Raw genomic sequence first — 22,684 nt, 5'->3', positions numbered from 1 at the left:
ATTTTTATTATCAATTATCAAGGCATATAATGCTATAACACAGTAAATAAGTATAGAAGACCACTCAATGCCTCATTCGTCTGTTGTACATGATAATAATTCGTTTTTGAAAAGTAGCCTAAAAAGCTACCAGTGGTGGCTAGGCATCATACTCGTAGCGATAATTGCCGCAATGAGTATTTTAGCTAGTAAACTGGATGTTGCAACTCATATGGGCCTTAGTGCGCTTACTTTGGCTATTGTATTTGGGATTTTTATTGGAAACACCTTCTTCCCTCGTGTAGCAAATCATACTGCTATAGGTGTAGATTATGCTAAAAATAAATTACTTAGAGTTGGCATTGTTCTTTATGGCTTCAGAATAACCTTCCAGCAAATAGAGGGGATAGGCTGGGCAGGAATTATCATAGACATATTAATGATCAGCTGTACGTTTATCTTGGCTTATTATATTGGAACAAAACTATTAAGACTTGATAAACAGACAACAATGCTAATTGGTGCAGGAAGTTCCATTTGTGGTGCAGCTGCGATAATGGCTGCTGAACCTGTGATCAAGGGCCAAGCTCATAAGGTTTCAGTTGCTGTTGCTACGGTGGTTGTATTTGGAACTATTGCTATGTTTCTATACCCACTAATTTATCCCTATTTAGATATAAGTGCTGAACAATACGGCATGTTTGCTGGTTCAACAATTCATGAAGTCGCACAGGTAGTGGCAGCAGGCCGTAGTGTCAGCGAGGATGCAGCAAATACGGCCGTGATTGTTAAGATGATTCGTGTCATGATGCTCGCACCATTTTTAATAGTATTATCTACATGCATCGGTAAAGAGACTCATGATACGTCCCATAAAAGCAATAGCATTACTATACCATGGTTTGCGGTATTATTTATTGTCGCCAGTGGAATAAATTCCCTTAACATTATACCTCCACACATTGTCAATTACTTGATTGATATCGACAGTATATTGCTTGCAATGGCTATGGCCGCTCTTGGATTACGTACTCACATTGGTGCAATACATCAAGCGGGTGTAAAACCTTTGATTCTTGCTGCCATACTATTTCTATTCCTTTGTGTAGGTGGTTTTTTTATAAATCTAGCCGTATTAATTTTATTTTGAATATTAAAAGAAAATGGCAAAGATCTCATTTGATAATGTAATCCCACTTTAATATAAAAATTTTTTTCCATCATATAAAAATATAAATCAAGAGTGCAATTAAATACATTGCATCCAAATGCAAGATGTATCTTTCAGAGACATCTTGCATTGTGATGTAGAGCATCAATAATAATGCATCACACTTACTGTGATTTTAATTAAATCAGTTACTAACTACTGAATTTTTTTAGTAGAAATCATTAGCAAAAAGTGCTTTAATGAACATCCTGAATGCCAATTTAATGTGTAACATCGAAGGTGTTTGACATGCATGGAGTTGCGTTATTTTTGCATATTTTAGGTGCAACAATCTGGACTGGCGGGCATATTATACTCGCTCTAATAGTTCTCCCTAAAGCACTAAAGGAATCGTCAACGAAAATATTACTAGACTTTGAATCTGTATACGAGAGAATTGGAATGCCTGCCTTAATAACGCAGATAGTCACGGGTATTTACCTGGCATTGAACATTGAGAGTGATGTACTAAATTGGTTTAACATTGATAACAGGGTTACAAATGTTATTCTCATTAAATTGGCATTACTTACACTCACTACCTGTTTTGCAATAAATGCTAGATTTCGTGTAATTCCTAATTTAAATGAGTCTAATTTAGCTTTAATGGGATGGCACATTCGAGCAGTGACGATCATATCTATCCTATTCGTTTTTGTAGGCGTTTCATTCAGAACAGGATGGTTGTATTAAAGTTATAATGAAACTAATAAAAGCAATGTTAGATAAATCATCACTTGGTGCATAATATTATGTATGCCAAGTGGTGATTTCTTCTTAACCCAATACAAGGCATACATATGATGTGATATTTTATAGGAAATATAGGGGGCTATCCGATACACCTAGTTTATAGTTCGATTATGTGCCCACACTGCCACTTCCACTCTTGATTTCAAGCTTAATTTTTTTAGTATATTTTTCACGTGAATTTTGACTGTTCCTACAGATATAAATAATTCTTGAGCGATTAGCTTGTTTGAAAAGCCGTTTGACATAAGCTTTAGCACATCTATCTCTCTATGGCTTAAAGAATTTATCGAGTTAGCTGCTTTTTTTGATTGCTTAATATAATGATCTGAATTACAAATCTTTAATATTGAAGGGCTCGCCACAAATGAAATAGAATAAATTGATCTTATTGACATTATAAAATCAGATGGCTCTATGTCTTTGAGCAAATATCCATCTGCTCCTGCCCTGAAAGTCTCAATTACATCCATTTCAAGGTCGGAACATGTGAAAATTATGACTTTGCATTTCAGCCCATGTGCCTTTATTTTTTTTAACGTTTCAAGACCGTTCAGTATGGGCATATCAAGATCTAATATTATTACATCCGGCTCGTAAGTAATAGCCAGCTCTAGCCCTTGTTGGCCATCACCTGCTTCTGCAACGACTTTAATGTCAGGATCTGTAGATAAAAGCTCTTTTATTCCACTGCGTAGAATGGAATGATCATCAATCAATAAAGTTTTTAGTGGCGATGGTGGTCTGTTTGATTCAATGTTGTCCATAACTAGGGCTCTATTATATTATTAATGCTCTGATTTCAAATCGAAATTTCAAAAATGTAAAAAATACTGATATTTACTTCAGTCCCAACCGCTTGGCTAGGCGGTGTAAATTACCACAATCAATATCTAAGGCTCGTGCTGTTGCAGCCCAATTATCATTATGATCTGCTAGCACCTTCGTAATTAGCGCAGACTGAAATGCATCAGTTGATGCTCTCAAACCCATTTGGTTAGTGGTGAAGCCATCAATATTTTCGGCAGGGCTTATACTAGATTGAGGCATTGGTGGCATAGCTATACTGAAATGATGGGTTGCAAGCGTCAGAACCGGACTTCGTTGCTCTGCTCTAGCCAATACGGCACCACGATGAATGGCATGCTCCAGTTCGCGCACATTACCAGGCCAGTCATAGCCCTTCAAAAGATGCAGTGCTTGAGGTTGGATCCGCAGTTGCTCTAACCCCATACTCACTCGACAGCACTCGCAAAAGTAGCCAGCCAACAAGGAGATATCATCCTCTCTATCTCTCAAGGCTGGTACATGTATAGGGAAAACACTCAGGCGATGATAGAGGTCTGCTCGAAACTTGCCATCGATGACTGCTTTCTTCAAGTCTCGGTTCGTTGCAGCAAGCACACGTACATTGACTTTCAGTGGGGTATCATCACCAATGCGCTGCAAGTCTCCATATTGAATGACACGTAGCAATTTTGCCTGCAATGATAAGGATAATTCACCAACTTCATCCAGGAACAACGTGCCCTTATCCGCTAATTCAAATTTACCCGCACGATTATGAATAGCGCCTGTAAACGCTCCCTTTACATGCCCAAATAGTTCACTCTCTGCTACGGATTCCGGTAGGGCTGCGCAATTGAGATATACCAATTTGCGATCTGCACGTGGCGAGCCAAGATGTACAGCTTTTGCTATTAACTCCTTACCTACACCCGTTTCGCCCAAAATCAGGACGTTTAAATCAGTATTAGCAACTATATCTACCTCATGCTTTAGCTGCTGCATCGCCTGAGAATGCCCGATTATCTCGAACCTATCTGCACCTGTTGGTGTTGAAGGTATTAATGGCTCACTGCTCTGGCGAGCTAAACGCTCTAGTAGTAATGAGTTACTTAACGCCGCTGCCGCTAGCGCACCAATTAAACGCAACTCTTCATCGCTAATGTCATCAAACTGAGCAGGATTCATTCCATCTATGGTCAATGCACCAATCAAGACTTGATCGGAGAACAGAGGCAAACCAACACAAGCATGCACCTTAAATTCTGCATGATCAGGGATCAAGCCATCATAGGGGTCTGGCAAGCTACTATCTGCCGGAAAGCGTACTACGTCACCAGCACGGGCAATTGCCTCCATGCGTGGGTGCTCCTTGATGGCGAAACGGCGTCCTAATACGTCCTGCATTAAGCCATCGATGGCGAGCGGGATGAACTGGCCTCCTTCGTATCGTAGCAAGGCTGACGCATCTGAGTTCAGTAGGCTGCGAATACTCTGGATAAGGCGGTGGAATCTGTCTTGATGTGAAATCCCCAGCTGTATGTCTATAGCAATACGAGCCAAACTGTCTGTCGAAATCATTGTTAGTGTCCAAATGACATTAATGCTGTCATTTAAACAATATCAATACTATGTCATTTTAACAAGAAAATAAACTAAGCCTCATAAAAACAATGAGTTATGAGTTGGCATGTTAGCTGCAATAGTTGATATCAAGAAATACCAACTATTACATACTGAGGAATTGCCAGATGACCATTCATGTCAAAAACAACATTCACTGGGTCGGCCAACGGGACTGGGAAGTTCGAGATTTTCATGGTACTGAGTACAAGACAAACAAGGGGACGAGCTACAACAGCTATCTCATCCGTGAAGGGAAGAACGTGCTGATTGATACAGTCGATCATAAGTTCAGCCGAGAGTTCGTTCAAAACCTTGCAGCAGAGATCGACCTTAACCTTATCGATTATGTGGTGATCAACCATGCTGAGGAAGATCACGCAGGGGCACTGACCGAATTGATGGCTCGTATCCCAGGCACTCCGATTTACTGCACTCACAACGCTATCGACTCAATCACGGGACACCATCATCATCCTGAATGGAACTTCCATCCAGTCAAAACAGGCGACAGTCTCGACATCGGTAATGGCAAGCAGCTGGTGTTCATTGAAACACCTATGCTGCACTGGCCCGACAGCATGATGACCTACATGACTGAGGACGCAGTGTTGTTTTCTAACGATGCCTTCGGTCAACACTATTGTGATGAGCATCTGTTCAATGACGAAGTAGATCAAACCGAATTGATGGAGCAGTGCCAACGGTACTACGCAAATATCCTCACCCCATTCAGCCCACTTGTGACAGCTAAAATCAAAGAGGTGCTTGGATTCAACCTGCCAGTAAGCATGGTGGCAACCTCCCACGGTATTGCCTGGCGTGAGGATCCGACCCAAATTATTCTCAAGTATCTGGAGTGGGCAGACCACTACCAAGAAGATCGTATCACCCTGTTCTATGACTCGATGTCAAACAACACCCGTATGATGGCCGATGCCATCGCACAGGGTATTCACGAAGTTGACCCTGGGGTCGCAGTCAAGATCTACAACGTAGCCCGCCACGATAAGAACGAGATCCTGACACAAGTGTTCCGCTCCAAGGGAATACTCGTGGGCTCATCCACAATGAACAACGTCATGATGCCTAAGGTGGCAGGCATGCTGGAGGAGATAACTGGCCTGCGCTTTAGAAACAAGCGTGCTTCTGCATTCGGCAGTTACGGCTGGACTGGTGGTGCAGTAGATCGTATCCAGACCCGATTGATGGATGCAGGCTTTGATATCAGCATTTCTCTGAAAGCCAAATGGCGACCAGATGGTTCTGCACTGGCAGAGTGCCGAGAGCATGGACGCCAGCTCGCTCGTCAATGGGCGTTACATCCTATTGAGGTGCCTCGCCCAGAAAAAGCAGCCCATCAAGTGCCATTCACTGTTGATATCTCCCCTGTAGAGGAGACCACCCAGTCAGTTGTAGCCGGAGTAGACGATGAGCAAGCAATGCTTTGCACAGTCTGCCAGTGGGTTTATGACCCCGCCTTAGGTGAACCGGATCAATTGGTTGCGGTTGGCACTCCCTGGAGCCTTGTACCGGAGAGTTTCCTTTGCCCTGGCTGCGGCATCGGCAAGGAGGTATTCGAACCATGCGCAGTGGAGGCATGTGTATGAGCGCATTAAATGAGCATTATGCTGGTTCCAGCCAGGATATAGTCATCATCGGTAGCGGCTTTGCCGCTCAGCAGTTGGTAAAAAGCTTGCGTAAATTAGATGGTGAAAGACCGATCCGTCTTATTACCGCTGATAATGGCAATGAATATAACAAACCGGACTTGAGTCATGTGGTCAGTCGTGGTTACACCGCCAGCGCAATGACAAAGTTGACGGGGGCTCAATTTGCTGAACAGCAACGTATCATTCTGTCACCTAATACGATTGTGCATAGCATTAGTCCGAATAACAAAATGGTACACACAAATAATGGCGATTTTTCTTATGGCCAGCTAGTGCTGGCAACTGGGGCCAGTTCTATACTGCCTCCCGTTCCCAACTCGGATAAAATGGTAACCCTCAATAGCCAAAATGATTATGCCAATGCCGAACAATTAATTAAGAATGCAAAACGCATTATGGTACTCGGAGCAGGTTTGATCGGCTGTGAGTTGGCTATGGATATGGTGGGCCAAGACCGAATTGTGACGCTTGTAGATCTGGCGGACAGCCCCCTAAGTACATTAATGCCAGCTGCATTGAGTCAACCGTTACTGCAAGCCTTACGGGAGCAGGGGGTTGACCTAAAACTTGGTCGAGGTATCAAGTCGATACAAAGAGGAGATGCCAACGAATCCTTTACGATAGAGCTCACTGACAGCAGTTTCAGTGAACAGGATCTTGTCATTTCAGCTATAGGTCTACAACCGAATCTATCCTTAGCGATGAATGCGGGACTGGCTGTAAGGCGTGGAATTGTAGTGGATGAATACCTGAGAACATCGAGTGAGCACATTTATGCGCTTGGCGATTGCGTTGAGTGGAAAGGTGAATTACGCCCCTTTTTGCAGCCAATTGTTCTCGGTGCCAATGCATTATCTAAAACTCTGATTGGTAAGCCAACACCACTAACGCTTCCTCCAATGCTAGTGAAGGTAAAAACACTTCAATATCCTTTGCAGTTAGCTGGTAGAACAAAAGGTACAGACCTTTCATGGCAGTTTAAGTGGAATAAAAATGGAATGGTCGCAGAAGCTCGCAGCGAGGATGGTGAAATGTGCGGCTTTGTCGTAGGTGGAGACCAAATGGGAGCTGCATTCCCACTTCTACGCCTTCTTTCTAGATGAATAATTGCTGGCTGAGCATATGCTCAGCCTTACTTAATTTCATAGATTATTAAGGATAAAACATGTCGCTACTGCATAGTATACCAGCTCATTGGGTTGTTCGCCGTTCAACCCCATTCTTTACAAATGAAAACGTACCACAGGCTCTATTAACCCATCACAATACAGCTGCTGGCGTATTCGGTCAGTTATGTGTAATGGAGGGGACGGTAACATATTACGGTTTTGCTGATGAAACAGCGGAGATACCTGAAATTACGCTTGTAATCCGAGCCGGAGAGTTTGCAACCAGCCCACCTCAGTATTGGCACAGGGTTGAACTGTCTGAAGATGCTAGATTCAATATCCATTTTTGGGCTGAAAACGTAAGCTCAGACACCCCACTCATTAAGACAAGAGAATAAATTACAATCTGGTCATCGCCACAAACTAGGCCAACTGCCCATCCAGATCAAAATGAATAACTGTAATGTTGTTTATGATTGGCTGTTTTTGCGATGGGAGTTGGCTAGATGAGTGGGATTGAAACCATAACCATGCTGAGTGGCTTGGTGTATCTGTTGTTGTTCCAGTGGCATGAGCGTTCAGGCTGGTCTTGGCAGCTGTTCATGATGCTAACCGCTGCTGTATGGTTGACGGTAGCAGCCAAGCCACCACTAAGTAGTTTAATCGTGTTTGCTGTCGCTATTGGTATGCTTTATAGATATAAATTAATATCCGCATTTTATGATTCAAGTGATCAACAACTTCGTAGTTTAGTTAGATATTTCTTAGTTATATCGTGGGGATTTGTAACAATACAGTATGGCGTTTATATTTTTCAACTCCACCAGGGTGACCTACCTTGGCTGTCTAGACCTGATATCGTAGATGGCTTTCTACCTATAGCGGGCGGTCTTGGCTTGCGGGCGTTGTTGAGTTTGGGCATTACTGATTACCACCATCCAGCTGCAACAATCACAGTCTTGGTTATTTCCTTATCTGGACTCATTTTAGGTCGTGCCTTCTGCTCATGGTTTTGCCCTCTTGGGGTTGTCGGTGAATGGCTGTATCATTTTCGAAATTTGCTGCTACCTGGTGAGTGGACTCCGCCAAAATGGTTAGACCTACTGCTCAGGTCTCAGAAATGTCTAGTTCTATCATTTCTGATGTTCATAGTTATTCTTGCTGTTCCAAATGTTGCACTGCCAGGGTACTTGATGAGCCAGTATCACCAAGCTGCTGACATGAAAATGGGAGCCTTCTTTTTCAACTTAAACTTCATATCAGGCATTTTTGTTGCCTGGGTATTATGTATCACGATGTTTTTCAAGCAAGGCTTCTGTAGATACCTATGCCCTTATGGTGGATGGCTTGCCTTGTTAGGACTTCTGACACCATTACGTATTCGCAGGTCTTCCAGCAGCTGTTTACGAAGCAAGGGATACGATTGTGATAAATGCAGTAGAGCATGTCCATCAAGGATACAGGTTCATGAACTTATATCTGTCAGAAATATTGAGTGTACAAACTGTTTAACTTGTATCTCTGCATGCCCAAAACAAGCTAATGCGATTCATTTTGGTACTGCGAATAAAAAGGTTTCAGCAAAGAAACTGCTTGCAATGTTGTGTGTTTTACTTCTCTTAATGCCATTGCTAGCTCATGTGATTTTCGATTTTTGGACAAGCAACACACCATTAGAACAGCGCCGTTATCTATTGGAAATCCTTCCTGGCCTTTCACATTAGAGTGATAGCTATTAAAGCGCCACTTTTCGGTGACGCTTTATTTCTGCAAATGATTAAATAACGCAATAGTTATCACTACTAGTCGAAAATAATCTTCTCATTATGAACCCACACTGCAACTTCAATTCTTGAATGAAGATTTAATTTTTTAAGAATGTTTTTTACATGAACTTTAACTGTTCCTTCAGAAATAAATAAACGTCTTGATATAACCTTATTAGGCAAGCCTTGAGCAATAAATTTCAAAACATCTATTTCGCGATGGCTTAACACTTGGAGATTTTTGTCTTTAAGGCGGTTTTTTCTTCTTGACTGCATACTTTCAATAAGGATTGCAGTTAGTTTTGGGCTTATCACAAGCTTTCCCATGCACGCCTGTTCAATCGAGCTAATCAGGTCTTCAGGTTCCATGTCTTTGAGTAGATAACCATCTGCTCCAGCAAGTATAGCATCCGAAACATCATCTTCATAATCTGATACTGTGAAGATTACGATTCTGCTAGATACATTATGCGCTCGTAATGACTTTAATGTGTCTATACCACTAAACTCAGGCATATTAAGATCTAACAAAATTAAGTCAGGTTCATAATCTAATGCTAGCTGAACACCATCTTGTCCTGTACTGGCTTCAGCTACAATAGTTAAAAAGGGATTTGTACGTAAAAGTTGCTTAATCCCGCTCCGTAGGACAGGATGATCATCAATTAGTAAAATTGAAAAAACATCTGCGTTGGTTGTTAAAGCTTTTTCCATGTGTGTTCCTCAAACTACGTGAAGATCAATTTTCACTTGCGTCCGTTCATTAATGAATGAAATATTTTCTGATTTTAGAAAAACAACTAAGCTCGATATTGAATCCTCGAACTCAGCTTCACCCTTCAGGATGATAATGACATATTCAGCTAGGGATTTTATATGCAGCTCAATCCGTGATGGAGGCATACTTATCCTTAAACATTCGAATAATTTATTGAAGAAGTTCAGTATGAGTATTTCCTGCTCATGCGAATAGTCTTCATAAAAATCTTTATATTCCAACCTAATGTTAAAACCATATGTGTCATTAAATATTGCTATCGCATCTTTTAATAAAATTAACGTTTCGATTTTCTTATATGGAATTCTAAAAGTAGAAATTAGTTTTCTGATGTTTGAGTAAGCTTCATTTAACTCACACCTCATCTCTGAAACATTATCAACCTGAGAAGAACTAATGATGATTGGATCCCTTTGAAGAAGGCTAATCTTTATCTTTAAGTATGATAAAGACTGTGCTATCGAATCATGAAGTGTTTGAGCAATTGTGTTTCTTTCTTTAAATAATAATAGTTGTTGTTGTTGTTGCTCTTTGTAGTAAAGAGATAAGGATTGAGACAGCAAGTTGCAAAATGCAAATATTAATTGTTCTGTATCATGTAATATAGTGACTTCATTTGAAAAGAAAAATTCTATGTAACCATAATCATTATGCGCATCTCCAATGTTCCATAACCTATTATTATATTCACTCTCAATAGGGGATGTGACATCTGCATTATTAATACATAATGAGCAACGCATAGAGGCACAATGTAATGGCCTCACGTTCTCACCAAAGGTGTATAAATGTTTGACCGAATTTTTATGTGGATCATGAATATATACTTTTATTTTTCCAGCCCCAGTGTATCCGATTAATTCTTTCATGAAAGGAGCTAAAACTTTGCAGTTGAATTCTTGATTTTGAAATAATCTACAACTGCGATAAAGGAATTCTAAATGCAAATTCTGCAAGTTAAGTTTATGCGTTTTTTCAGCTACCATCTGTTCCAGATCGCTGTAGGTATGCTTAACAACCTCTGACATATTGTTTAATGCATTGCCAAGCTGCCACATCTCATCGCGGTAATCATGTGATTCAGAATCAAATTTTGAACTAAAATCACCATGCTGAATGTTTTTAGCCATTAACAATAATTTTGACCACGGTCTAAAGAAACGCTTATTTAAGCTATAAATTGCGATGAAGGAAAACAATATAACAATTAAAGAAGATGCTTTTTGAAGGCCATTAATCACTACGATCTTAGATTCTGTTTTGTTCTCAATGCTTTTGATTATCTTCTGTAGCAAACTAATAAACTCTTTAGAGCGGTTAATGCTTAATGGTGTTGCTACATCACCAGATTTTAAGTGGGAAAGAATGTTTTTTAATTTTGGATCCCACAAACTGTTGAGTTGTATGTATTCTTTATTAAGGTTGTGCTTTTCAGCCGTGTTAATAAAAAAAGGATCATGCAGAATTGATTCAACGCTATTAACCGCTTGCACTTTTTCATCAACAGACAGTGTTCCTGAGAGGAGTGCATAGACTTTCATTCTAATTGAACCAATACTATTTATCACATATGCATTCCCTTGGATGCTTGATGACAAATAAATCGATGCACTCATATTAAATATAGATATGAGGCATAGTGTACATATAATTGACGTTATAGAAATTGTAATAGAAAGTTTCTTCCAATACTTCAATAGTATGTTCACGAATTTGACACTTCCTAAGATTGTCACTACTGATGTTTATACCTTTTAGATACCCTAATAAAAATACCTCAAAGTAAATACCTACAATATTCCAGACATTAGCCAGCTCATGATAAAGAAAGTCTTGTTGAAGCTAAGTGCATGATTTTGTTGTGGTTAATTTCAACCCGCCCCCCCCTGTAGTAGGTAGTTATCGAAATATTCATCATTTGTAATACATATGTTCAGTTGATCTAAGTCAATAAAAAATATCCATTTAAATTGTTTATTGGAAATTGTGTACCCCAACACTAACCGGTGAGCAAAATGTCCATATATCAAAAATACAAAGATGGATGTGAAGACAGTCACACAAATAAAAGAAATAACAGCAAAACGCTCGTTGACTGGAATCCTGATGACAAGTGCTTTTGGATTGAGAATGGTTCTCATATTGCCAGAAGAAACCTACTGATATCTATCCCTTGTCTACTGATCTCATTCTCTGTGTGGATGATATTCAGCGTAGTAGCAATGAACTTGCCTTTAGCTGGTTTCACCTTTACAACAGACCAGCTGTTTCTGCTGACTGCACTCCCGTCACTTACTGGAGCTTTAGGACGGATTCCTTACTCATTTGTGATCCCAGTTTTTGGTGGCCGGAGATGGACAGCATTCAGTACCTTGTTGCTTATGATACCTATGTCATGGTTGACCATTGCAGTGCAAGACACCACAACGCCGTATTCAACATTTCTAATAATCTCTTTGTTATGTGGGTTTGGTGGTGCCAACTTTGCATCTAGTATGGCTAACATCAGCTTGTTTTATCCAAAAACTCAACAAGGAAAGGCTCTTGGTTTAAATGGGGGGCTAGGTAACTTGGGTGTCAGTGTCATGCAGATGCTTGTACCTATCGTAATTTCTGTAAATATCTTTGGCCCTTTCGGTTTAGGTCAAGGAAATCCTGATGCATCAATATGGCTCAGCAATGCACCCTTAATATGGATGCCAGTAATATTGATATTGAGTATTGCAGCGTGGCATTTTATGAATGATATTGCAGCACCCAAAGCCTCGTTTAAAGAGCAATGGGTAGTGTTAAAACAAAAACATCTTTGGATTATGAGTGTTTTATATTTGGCTGCCTTTGGTTCATTCATTGGATTCTCTGCGGGGTTTGCAATGCTCGCTAAAACTCAATTCCCTGATATTGAAATAATGAAATATGCTTTCATAGGGCCATTATTCGGCGCATTGATGAGGCCAGTTGGTGGCGTTTTATCAGATAAGCTGGGCGGTGTTAAAGTCACCTTTGTTAGCTTTTGCTTAATGGCTACGTTAGTTGCGGTTTTGTTTTCAACTCTTCCATCAGATGCAGGGCATGGCAACTTCACCTATTTTCTAGCTGTCTTTATGGCTTTGTTCTCATGCGCAGGAGTTGGGAGTGGTTCTACATTTCAAATGATCGCCGTTTTGTTTAGGGGGATGATGATAAAAAGGAATCTACAGCGATATGATTCAGAAGCTCAAGCCTTAAAAAAATCAGCAAATGATACAGCAACAGCATTAGGGTTCATCTCAGCAATAGGTGCAATTGGTGGTTTCTTTATTCCAAACGCATTCGGCTTATCAATAGCTCTCAGCGGAACACCAATTAATGCGATGAAAGCTTTTTTAGTCTTCTATGTTATTTGTGGGCTAATAACATGGTTTGTATATGGAAAAGAACTCAATAAATAGAATGTTACTATTAATGCATATGCATATGGAGCAGTAAAATGAGCAAGTTTCTTGACAGGTTTAACTATTTAAAGACATTAGGTGAAAAGTTTTCTGGTGAACACGGCCAAACGTACAATACGAACAGAGATTGGGAAGATGGTTACAGAGACCGCTGGCAACATGACAAAATTGTACGCTCAACACATGGCGTGAACTGTACTGGTTCATGTAGTTGGAAAATCTATGTAAAAAACGGCTTGGTTACATGGGAAACGCAGCAAACTGATTACCCTAGGACAAGGCCAGATCTCCCAAACCATGAGCCTCGCGGCTGCCCAAGAGGGGCAAGCTACTCGTGGTATCTGTACAGCGCCAATCGACTGAAGTACCCAATGGTCAGGAAAGCGTTGATTGAGCTTTGGCGAGACGCAAAAAGTAAGCACAAAGACCCTGTTCTAGCATGGGGTGCGATTGCTTCCGATCAGAATGTATCCAAAAAGTATAAGGCTGCCCGAGGTAGAGGCGGTTTTGTTCGTAGCACCTGGAATGAAGTTAATGAGATCATTGGAGCGGCAAACGTTTACACCGTAAAAGAGCACGGCCCAGATCGCGTTGTTGGCTTCTCACCAATTCCAGCGATGTCTATGGTTTCCTATGCCGCAGGTGCAAGATATTTATCGCTCATCGGTGGCTCTTGCCTTAGCTTCTATGACTGGTATTGTGATCTTCCTCCCGCATCACCGATGACTTGGGGAGAGCAAACAGACGTACCAGAGTCAGCAGATTGGTACAACTCCTCATACATCATAGCCTGGGGCTCAAATATTCCTCAGACTCGTACTCCTGATGCTCACTTCTTTACTGAAGTTAGATACAAAGGCACCAAAACTGTCGCCATAACTCCAGATTATGCTGAAGTAGCTAAGCTTTGTGATCACTGGCTTAACCCCAAACAAGGTACAGACAGCGCGTTAGCATTGGCTATGGGCCATGTCATTTTGAACGAGTTCCACGTTCAACATAAAAATGAATATTTTGTTAGTTACGCAAGGAAATATACCGATTTTCCGATGTTGGTCAGATTGACCAAACGACCAGATGGTAGCTATGAAGCAGGACGCTTCCTGAGAGCATCAGATTTGGTCAATAACATAGGTGAACAGAACAACCCTGAATGGAAGACCATAGCGATTGATGAGGTTTCTGGTGATCTGGTCGCGCCACAAGGGTCGATTGGCTATAGATGGGGAGAGGATGGAAAGTGGAATCTTGAAGAGACCGCTGGGCAGTCCAAGACACCAGTCACTTTGTCTGTTGGAATAAAGGAACCTCAACATTTAGTTGAGGTGGCTTTCCCATATTTTGGTGGATTGGAAAGTGAGCATTTCACACCTGTTGAATTAGAAGAAGTTATCAGAAGAAAAATTCCAGCTAAATCCATCGTGTTGGCAGATGGAAGCCAAGAATTTGTGACCACCGTCTACGATCTCACCGTGGCTAACTATGGTGTAGAAAGAGGGTTTGATGACCCTAGCAGCGCACATACCTATAAGGAAGTGAAGGCATATTCACCCGCTTGGGCAGAAAAAATAACGGGTGTACCACAAGATGAGATTATCCGCATCGCTCGTGAGTTTGCTGACAATGCAGCCAAAACACATGGGCGCTCAATGATCATCGTTGGTGCAGGCATGAACCACTGGTATCACATGGATATGAATTACCGTGGTTTGATTAACATGCTGGTATTCTGTGGTTGCGTAGGACAGAGCGGTGGTGGATGGGCTCACTACGTAGGGCAAGAGAAGCTTCGTCCCCAGACGGGCTGGCAACCGTTGGCATTTGGCCTAGATTGGCAAAAGCCTCCACGCCACATGAATGGGACGTCTTTCTTCTATAACCACTCTAGTCAATGGCGATATGAGAAGTTAGATGCCCAAGAATTGCTTTCACCTTTAGCTGATGCAAGTAAATATAGTAAGCATCTCATTGATATGAACGTGAAAGCAGAGCGGCTGGGTTGGCTTCCTTCAAGCCCTCAGCTGAATACTAATCCACTGAGTATTGCTGAACAGGCAAAAGCGCTTGGGGTAAGCCCTGTAGAGTTCACGGTTAACTCGCTGAAGGACGGCAGTATTCGTTTTGCTGCTGAGTGTCCCGAAGATCATTATCCACGCAATATGTTTATTTGGAGATCAAATCTTCTTGGGTCTTCAGGTAAAGGTCATGAATACATGCTCAAGTACCTGTTGGGCACAGAACATGGCATTCAAGGAAAAGATCTCGGCTCATTCAGTGATAGCAAACCATCTGAAGTTGATTGGAAAGATACCCCAACCCAAGGCAAGCTTGATCTCGTTGTGACTCTAGATTTTCGGATGTCGAGTACCTGTCTGTTTTCAGACATCGTGTTGCCTACTGCAACCTGGTATGAAAAAGATGATATGAATACCTCGGATATGCATCCATTCATCCATCCATTGTCAGCAGCTGTAGATCCAGCCTGGGAAGCAAAATCCGACTGGGAAATTTATAAGGCAATTGCAAAAGCGTTTTCTGAGCTCTGTAAAGGACATCTTGGCGTTGAAACCGATGTGGTTACATTGCCAATGCAGCATGACTCTCCAGCAGAAATAGCCCAAGCGTTTGAAGTAAAAGACTGGAAATTGGGTGAATGTGATCTCATTCCAGGAAAAACTGCACCACATATAATGACCGTTGAGCGCGATTATCCTAACACCTACGCAAGATTTACATCGTTAGGTCCACTCCTTGATAAGCAAGGAAATGGTGGCAAGGGTATTAATTGGAACACAGAAACCGAAGTAGACCTTCTTAAAAAACTTAACTACACACACCATGATGGCGCGAATGCTGGGCGGCCAAAGATTGACACTGCAATTGATGCGGCTGAAGTAATTCTTACTTTAGCCCCAGAGACTAATGGTCATGTGGCTGTTAAGGCTTGGAATGCATTAAGTAAGCTGACTGGCCGAGAACATGCACATCTTGCTATCAACAAGGAAGAGGAAAAAATTCGTTTCCGTGACATTCAGGCTCAGCCGAGAAAAATCATATCTAGCCCAACATGGTCTGGTTTGGAAGACGAGCATGTCTCGTATAACGCAGGTTATACAAACGTTCATGAGCTAATTCCATGGCGAACCATTACTGGTCGTCAACAGCTGTATCAGGATCACCAATGGATGCGTGATTTTGGCGAAAGTCTCATTTCATATCGACCACCAATCAATACCCAGACTATTAAAAATATTATGGGTAAGAAGGGTAACGGTAACAAAGAGAAAGCTCTGAACTGGATCACTCCGCACCAGAAATGGGGTATCCACTCAACATACAGCGAAAACTTGTTGATGCTTACACTGTCTCGGGGTGGGCCAATTGTTTGGATAAGTGAAGATGATGCTAAAGATCTAAAAATTGAGGATAACGACTGGATAGAGGCATTTAATATCAATGGTTCATTAACTGCTCGTGCAGTGGTGAGTCAGCGCGTCCCTGCTGGAATGGTAATGATGTATCACGCTCAAGAGCGCCTGGTGAATATTCCAGGCTCCGAAATAACAGGACAACGTGGTGGGATTCATAACTCCGTTACTCGTGTCTGCCCTAAACCAACTCATATGATTGGCGGATATGCACATCAGGCTTATGGGTTCAACTATTATGGCACAGTGGGCTCTAACCGTGATGAGTTTGTTGTCGTCCGCCGCATGAATCAGGTTAAATGGCTTGATGACGAAAATAATGACTATACACAGGCTGACAATATGTACAGTAACAAGGCAGGGGAGAAGTAAAAATGAAAATTCGTGCGCAAATTGGAATGGTGCTAAACCTCGATAAATGCATCGGATGTCATACTTGCTCTGTTACTTGTAAGAACGTATGGACAAGTCGCGAGGGAATGGAATACGCCTGGTTTAATAACGTAGAAAGCAAGCCAGGCGTGGGCTATCCAAACGATTGGGAAAATCAGGATAAATGGAAGGGTGGCTGGGTTCGAAATATCAATGGAAAAATCGTTCCAAGAATGGGTAACCGGATTGGCGTTTTAGCCAAGATTTTTAACAACCCTGACATGCCGACTATTGATGACTATTATGAGCCTTTCACCTTTGACTATGAGCATTTACATAATGCTAAACAAGGTGCGCATCAGCCAATAGCACGTCCACGTTCACTGATTACTGGTCAACGTATGGACAAGATCAACAATGGCCCAAACTGGGAAGAAATCTTGGGCGGGGAATTCACTAAGCGTTCACAAGACTACAATTTCAACCACATCCAAAAGGAGATGTATGGACAGTTTGAAAATACGTTCATGATGTATCTCCCTCGGCTTTGTGAGCATTGCTTGAATCCTGCATGTGTGGCTACTTGCCCTAGTGGGGCAATATATAAACGTGAAGAAGATGGCATTGTCCTTATTGACCAAGACAAATGTCGTGGTTGGCGTATGTGTCTTACTGGTTGCCCCTACAAGAAGATTTACTTTAACTGGAAAAGTGGTAAATCTGAAAAATGTATCTTCTGCTACCCCAGAATTGAGTCTGGTCAACCAACCGTCTGCTCTGAAACATGTGTTGGACGAATTAGATATCTGGGAGTAATCCTTTATGATGCAGATCGTATTGAGCAAGCAGCATCAACTGAAAATGACAAGGATTTATACAACAAGCAGTTGGAGATTTTCTTAAATCCACATGATCCTGCTATCATTGAAGAAGCCTTAAAGCAAGGCATCACTCAAAATGTTCTAGATGCTGCTCAGAAGTCACCTGTGTACAAGATGGCGATGGAATGGAAGCTTGCACTCCCATTACACCCAGAGTATCGCACGTTACCGATGGTATGGTATGTACCACCTCTTTCCCCTATCCAATCAGCCAAAGATGCAGGCTATTTAGGTGATGATGGTGTTCTACCAGATATTTCTAGCTTGCGAATTCCTTTACAGTATTTGGCGAATCTGTTGACCGCTGGCGATATAGCACCTGTTAAGAGTGCACTGAATCGTATGTTGGCAATGCGTCATTATAAGCGAGCTGAAACTGTAGATAAAAAGGTGGATACCAGCGCATTAGAGCAGGTTGGTTTAACTGAACACCAAGCGCAGGAAATGTACCGTTATTTGGCTATAGCTAACTATGAAGACCGCTTTGTAGTTCCTTCCAGTCATCGCGAGCTAGCACGAGAAGCATTTCCTGAAGCTAAAGGGTGTGGCTTTAGCTTTGGTGATGGTTGTAAAGGTAGCGACACTAAGTACAACCTGTTTAATAGCCAGAGAATTAATGCCATTAATGTATCTACAAATCCAAGTGAGGATAAAAAATGAAATCTTTAAAGATCATATCAATCCTCTTGGACTACCCAGATATTGATCTGTGGGAAAACAAGGATGAAATCTTTGATTGCATAGCTGAATGTAATGAGCTGACATCGGCACAAAAATCATCAATATGTGATTTTGTAACATATGCGTTTGATCGTTCTCTACTTTCATTCCAAGAAATATATTGTGATATCTTCGACCGTGGCCGTTCCACCTCTCTGCTTCTTTTTGAGCATGTTCATGGTGAGTCGCGTGATCGCGGACAAGCAATGGTAGACCTGCTTAAGCAATATGAAGATGCAGGATTTTCTCTTAACAAAAGAGAATTACCGGATTTTCTTCCTGTTTACTTGGAATACCTTTCAACAAGAAATAACGCTGAAATTATAGATGGGTTGTGTTTTATCACTCCGATCTTGGGGTTGCTTAAAGAGAGGCTACTCAAAAGAGAAAGCAAATATCATGTTCTATTTGGGGTTCTAATTGATCTATCCATGACAGAGTACGATAGCGCTCTTATAAGCACACAAGTTATGAAAGAGGCTGATGATGCAACACCCGCTGCGTTAGATGCTGTTTGGGAGGAAGAGCAGGTGAAGTTTTTAGGAGGAGAATCATGTCCCAGTTCAATTCAATCGATTCATAGCAACCGATTTAAGAATGCAGTCGTACCACAGTACCTTGAAATTGGTGAGGCAAACAAATGAACTATATTCATAGCTTCTTCTTTGATATATACCCATATATTGCAGTTACCATTTTTCTACTTGGTAGTTGGGTTCGTTACGATTATGGGCAGTACACTTGGCGAGCAGGATCAAGCCAGTTGCTTGATAACTCGAATATGAGGCTGGCATCTGGACTGTTCCACATTGGCATTCTTGGTATCATCTTCGGCCACTTTTTTGGCTTGCTGACACCTCACTGGGTATATGAGTCATTCTTATCATTGCAAGCAAAACAACTCATAGCGATGTGTGCTGGCGGTATCTTTGGTGCAATGACGTTGTACGGTGGTTATCTGCTCTTAAAGCGGCGTCTGACAAACGTAAGGATCAGAGCAACATCATCGACTGCGGATATTTTGATTTTAGTGCTATTAGTTTCCCAGGCAGCGCTTGGTCTTCTGACAATTCCATTTTCTGCTTTCCATCTTGATGGAAGTGTCATGATGAAGCTCGTAAGTTGGGCACAAGATGTTGTAACGTTCCAAACAGGGGCATCTAAAAATTTAGAAGGGGTATCGCTTATCTACAAAATTCATATGATTTTAGGTATGACTTTGTTTGTTGTCTTTCCATTCTGTCGATTGGTACACGTTTGGAGTGTACCGCTCGAATATTTAACTAGACGCATCCAGATCGTAAGGTCTCGTCGGTAACATGATTAGGGTAGTAGTCGCAGTGTAAACTGCGACTACTATTTATCAGGTGTAGTATGGTATATCATGTATCTAATAAAAAGTTTTTGACTAAGTTAGTTGAACCTTTCTTTGTTGCAGTTTTCTGGCCAACACTGCTGTTGTTGGTATCCGAAGTGACCGGTTTGCCAATAACTGAAGAGTTATATCGCAATACTATTTTATTTTCATTGCTAATATTCATTATTACTGCATTTATAGATATAAGATACATTTGTATAGCAAGGAAAGTAAAACTGGAATTGAACTTCAGCGGCATTGAGTTTCATTGCCATAAAAAACATCTATTTTTCTCATGGCACCAAATAACTTTAATTAAGTTGGTTGAAAGCAAGCCTGGCTCTAGAGTACTAAATATACTTCCTGATAATGAAACTATTGACTTAATTCTTTTTGAAGACCACGATAAGATTTGTTCACAAGTTATATTTTATTGTAAGCAGTTTAATGTCGAGTATAGTTAGAGTCTTTGTATGATTAAGTATGAGCAATTAGCTTGCTCATACTTTTCATGGTTGTCTTTCACTTATCAGGAACATGATATTCGTTCAGTGCTGTAATTCGTGCTACTTGGAATGTATTTTGTAGCGATTGTAATTCTGCCTTATGTTGTTGTGCCAATTGTTGTAAATAGTCTCTTCCTTTATTTGTCAAATGTACATCAACTCTGCGCTTGTCATTTTCACTTTTACGTCGTTCCACGAGATCTAGTTCCTCACATCGCGTTAGTAAAGCCACTGTAGCGTGATGACTCATTTGCAGTCTCTCAGCTAGCTCACCCACGCTTGCCCAGTCACGCCCTGGGTATCCTTGTATATGTAGGAGGGATAAATACTGTAATGGAGTGAGTCCGAGCTCCTTGGCTGCGGTTTCACTGAAGTGAAGGAAACGCTTTAACTGATAGCGAAACTCAGAAAGTGCCTCAAATTGAGCTTTTGTTAGCATAGCTTACTCGGTTGTTGACTTCTCAGGTGAAATACAATAGGTTCAATTATATCACATTGTGATATATTATTTTGTAGTGTTTTTGTTACAAAGGAGATGGCAATGCATAAGCAAATTCACCCAAAATCACTTTATTGGGGAAATACTGTAATTCTACTTAGTACCATCGATAATACTGATACAACTAACATTACGCCAATATCATCAAGTTGGTCTCTTTCGAACAATATTGTCATCGGCCTTAGTCTAAATTCAAAGGCTATCGAAAATATTGAGACATGTCCAGAAGTCGTATTGAATATTGCATCAGACAACCTTGCGGATAGAATTGAATCTATTGCCAAATTTACCGGAAAGGATCCTGTTCCATCTGAAAAGATAGGTTTCAATTATTGTGGTGATAAATTTAGTCTTGGTAGATTTACAGAGTTGGCGTCTTGTACTGTTAAACCATCTCGTATCCAGGAATGTTTAATTCAGGTCGAGTGTTTAGTTGAACATATAACAAAACGCAATAATTTTGCTATCGTTGAATTGCGAGCCACTCATGTGCATGCAGATGCATCTTTACTTAAAAAATATGACGTTATTGACGCGGATTTGTGGAGCCCTCTAATTTATAGTTTCAGGAGTTACCACGGAATTACCAACACTATTGGTAGAAACTTTAAATTTGATAATTGATTTCGCTGATGCCCTATTTATTAAGGGCATCTTTATAGGACTATGATATTTAAAGGATGATTTATGAGTGAATGTTTACGTTCTTTACCATTGGTTTATTCATGCTCTGGTTGTTCAAGTGCAGCGCAGATGGCAAACTATATGGCTATTCAGCTAGATAAACGAGGCGACGCAGAAATGTCCTGCATTGCTGGTGTTGGTGGAAATGTAAAGCATCTAGTCCGAATAGCTAAGTCGGGTAGATCTATCATTGCTATCGATGGATGCCCTCTACAGTGTGTAAAAAGTTGCTTATCAATTCACAATATCATCCCTGAACATCATATTTTACTTAATGAGTACGGTGTAAAAAAAATTCAGAAAACAGATTTTGATTATGATGAAGCTGATAGGCTTACTCTGGATATTTCAAATTCATTAATATAAGATGGTGACCTGATATTACAAAGTGTTGCCGCTTATTTTGGTGTGTTTTCATTCATTTTGAATAAATTTTTATTCAATCAATCTCTCCCATACAAATTAAGGTTTCCACCATAGCGTTCTACTATATAAACTAACATCATCATGTCGTCAAACGCGGTAAGGAGATGTTGATGCAAAGCCCTGTAGTGCCAGATAACGAGAAGCAGCGGTTAGATGCGCTACGCCGTCTTGCTGTACTTGATAGCCCAGCAGAAGAGCGTTTTGACCGCATAACCAGGATGGCTCGTAATATGTTTGATGTACCCATTGCGCTGGTTTCGTTAGTTGATGAAAACAGACAGTGGTTCAAATCGTGCTGTGGATTGCCTGTCCTGGAAACACCACGAGAGATTTCATTTTGTGGTCACGCGATCCTCGGCGAGGAGCTATTCGTAGTCGAAGATGCAACTCAAGACCCCAGATTCTTTGACAACCCCTTAGTCACTGGGGAGCCTCACATCCGATTTTATGCGGGCCATCCATTGGAAGTGGGAGATGGCCTGAAACTGGGCACCCTCTGTATTATAGACAGAAAGCCCAGGTCATTGAGTGATAAAGACCAAGCCATGCTAGCAGATTTGGCATCAATGGTCGAAAGTGAGCTAAGAGCCGTCCAGATGGCCACAATCGATGAATTGACGGGGATTACCAACCGCCGTGGATTCATGCTCCTTGCCGACAAAAGTTTGAAATATGCATTTCGCGTAAAAAATCCAGTCACGCT

Annotated in this window: 19 protein-coding genes; 14 read left to right on the top strand and 5 right to left on the bottom strand. The window is 41.2% G+C overall.

Features of this window, described 5'->3' with window-relative positions:
- The first annotated feature begins 67 nt into the window (after positions 1-67).
- Positions 68-1,129 carry a YeiH family protein gene (locus AB5Y92_RS16080; protein ID WP_050070479.1) on the top strand — a complete coding sequence of 354 codons (1,062 nt, stop codon included), beginning with the start codon at positions 68-70 and terminating at the stop codon, positions 1,127-1,129.
- 309 nt (positions 1,130-1,438) lie between these two features.
- On the top strand, positions 1,439-1,882 hold the full coding sequence (locus tag AB5Y92_RS16075) for a CopD family protein (protein ID WP_042084603.1): 444 nt from the start codon (positions 1,439-1,441) through the stop codon (positions 1,880-1,882).
- A gap of 152 nt (positions 1,883-2,034) precedes the next feature.
- Here AB5Y92_RS16075 and AB5Y92_RS16070 read toward each other — a convergent pair whose 3' ends face one another.
- Both AB5Y92_RS16070 and norR read right to left on the bottom strand, forming a co-directional pair.
- The gene (locus tag AB5Y92_RS16070; protein ID WP_080768714.1) at positions 2,035-2,706 is read right to left on the bottom strand and encodes a response regulator; all 672 of its coding nucleotides are present in this window, start codon (positions 2,704-2,706) and stop codon (positions 2,035-2,037) included.
- 73 nt (positions 2,707-2,779) lie between these two features.
- On the bottom strand, positions 2,780-4,306 hold the full coding sequence (gene norR / locus AB5Y92_RS16065; protein ID WP_082037433.1) for a nitric oxide reductase transcriptional regulator NorR: 1,527 nt from the start codon (positions 4,304-4,306) through the stop codon (positions 2,780-2,782).
- A gap of 170 nt (positions 4,307-4,476) precedes the next feature.
- Between norR and norV the strand changes: the two genes are divergently transcribed.
- The 4 genes from norV to AB5Y92_RS16045 all read left to right on the top strand — a co-directional run bounded on the left by norV (position 4,477) and on the right by AB5Y92_RS16045 (position 8,854).
- The gene (gene norV, locus AB5Y92_RS16060; protein WP_368227131.1) at positions 4,477-5,958 is read left to right on the top strand and encodes an anaerobic nitric oxide reductase flavorubredoxin; all 1,482 of its coding nucleotides are present in this window, start codon (positions 4,477-4,479) and stop codon (positions 5,956-5,958) included.
- The gene (gene norW / locus AB5Y92_RS16055; protein ID WP_042024864.1) at positions 5,955-7,124 is read left to right on the top strand and encodes an NADH:flavorubredoxin reductase NorW; all 1,170 of its coding nucleotides are present in this window, start codon (positions 5,955-5,957) and stop codon (positions 7,122-7,124) included. The genes norV and norW overlap by 4 nt, the downstream gene beginning before the upstream one ends.
- A 62-nt stretch (positions 7,125-7,186) precedes the next feature.
- Positions 7,187-7,528 (top strand): DUF1971 domain-containing protein, encoded by a 342-nt coding sequence (locus tag AB5Y92_RS16050; protein WP_017408673.1) that lies wholly within the window; start codon positions 7,187-7,189, stop codon positions 7,526-7,528.
- Positions 7,529-7,636: 108 nt separating this feature from the next.
- Entirely contained in the window at positions 7,637-8,854 is a 1,218-nt protein-coding gene (locus tag AB5Y92_RS16045) for a 4Fe-4S binding protein (RefSeq protein WP_368227130.1), read from the top strand.
- A 78-nt stretch (positions 8,855-8,932) separates the two neighbouring features.
- Here the strand turns inward: AB5Y92_RS16045 and narL are convergent, their stop codons facing one another.
- Positions 8,933-9,610 (bottom strand): two-component system response regulator NarL, encoded by a 678-nt coding sequence (gene narL, locus AB5Y92_RS16040; RefSeq protein WP_017408671.1) that lies wholly within the window; start codon positions 9,608-9,610, stop codon positions 8,933-8,935.
- Between the two features lie 9 nt (positions 9,611-9,619).
- On the bottom strand, positions 9,620-11,242 hold the full coding sequence (locus tag AB5Y92_RS16035) for a histidine kinase (RefSeq protein WP_159143394.1): 1,623 nt from the start codon (positions 11,240-11,242) through the stop codon (positions 9,620-9,622).
- A gap of 447 nt (positions 11,243-11,689) precedes the next feature.
- Here AB5Y92_RS16035 and AB5Y92_RS16030 point away from each other — a divergent pair, with 447 nt between their 5' ends.
- Genes AB5Y92_RS16030 through narI form a run of 5 tightly spaced genes read left to right on the top strand, consistent with a single transcriptional unit; the run spans position 11,690 to position 19,827 of the window.
- The gene (locus AB5Y92_RS16030) at positions 11,690-13,105 is read left to right on the top strand and encodes a NarK family nitrate/nitrite MFS transporter (RefSeq protein WP_058055685.1); all 1,416 of its coding nucleotides are present in this window, start codon (positions 11,690-11,692) and stop codon (positions 13,103-13,105) included.
- Positions 13,106-13,143: 38 nt separating this feature from the next.
- A complete protein-coding gene (locus AB5Y92_RS16025; protein ID WP_042024866.1) occupies positions 13,144-16,908 on the top strand; it encodes a nitrate reductase subunit alpha in 3,765 nt (1,254 codons plus the stop codon).
- A gap of 2 nt (positions 16,909-16,910) precedes the next feature.
- On the top strand, positions 16,911-18,449 hold the full coding sequence (gene narH, locus AB5Y92_RS16020; RefSeq protein ID WP_042084597.1) for a nitrate reductase subunit beta: 1,539 nt from the start codon (positions 16,911-16,913) through the stop codon (positions 18,447-18,449).
- Positions 18,446-19,153, top strand: coding sequence for a nitrate reductase molybdenum cofactor assembly chaperone (gene narJ / locus AB5Y92_RS16015; RefSeq protein ID WP_224968194.1), 708 nt, complete (start codon positions 18,446-18,448; stop codon positions 19,151-19,153). The genes narH and narJ overlap by 4 nt, the downstream gene beginning before the upstream one ends.
- Positions 19,150-19,827, top strand: a complete 678-nt coding sequence (gene narI, locus AB5Y92_RS16010) for a respiratory nitrate reductase subunit gamma (RefSeq protein ID WP_050555280.1) — start codon at positions 19,150-19,152, stop codon at positions 19,825-19,827. Before narJ ends, narI begins: the two co-directional genes overlap by 4 nt.
- Positions 19,828-20,388: 561 nt before the next feature.
- Here narI and AB5Y92_RS16005 read toward each other — a convergent pair.
- Positions 20,389-20,811: a MarR family winged helix-turn-helix transcriptional regulator gene (locus AB5Y92_RS16005; RefSeq protein WP_080768711.1), complete on the bottom strand. Its 423-nt coding sequence runs from the start codon at positions 20,809-20,811 to the stop codon at positions 20,389-20,391.
- Positions 20,812-20,913: 102 nt separating this feature from the next.
- Here AB5Y92_RS16005 and AB5Y92_RS16000 point away from each other — a divergent pair, with 102 nt between their 5' ends.
- From AB5Y92_RS16000 to AB5Y92_RS15990, 3 genes are all read left to right on the top strand, one after another.
- Positions 20,914-21,495 carry a flavin reductase family protein gene (locus tag AB5Y92_RS16000; protein WP_159143395.1) on the top strand — a complete coding sequence of 194 codons (582 nt, stop codon included), beginning with the start codon at positions 20,914-20,916 and terminating at the stop codon, positions 21,493-21,495.
- Positions 21,496-21,558: 63 nt separating this feature from the next.
- Entirely contained in the window at positions 21,559-21,921 is a 363-nt protein-coding gene (locus tag AB5Y92_RS15995; protein WP_080768709.1) for a putative zinc-binding protein, read from the top strand.
- Positions 21,922-22,091: 170 nt separating this feature from the next.
- Positions 22,092-22,684 (top strand): GAF domain-containing protein (locus AB5Y92_RS15990; protein ID WP_368227129.1); only part of this gene is annotated, 593 nt, incomplete at its 3' end.

It is taken from the genome of Aeromonas sp. R1-1 (assembly GCF_040908495.1).
Classification (GTDB): Bacteria; Pseudomonadota; Gammaproteobacteria; order Enterobacterales; family Aeromonadaceae; genus Aeromonas; species Aeromonas veronii.
This window is presented reverse-complemented; position numbering and strand designations above follow the sequence as displayed.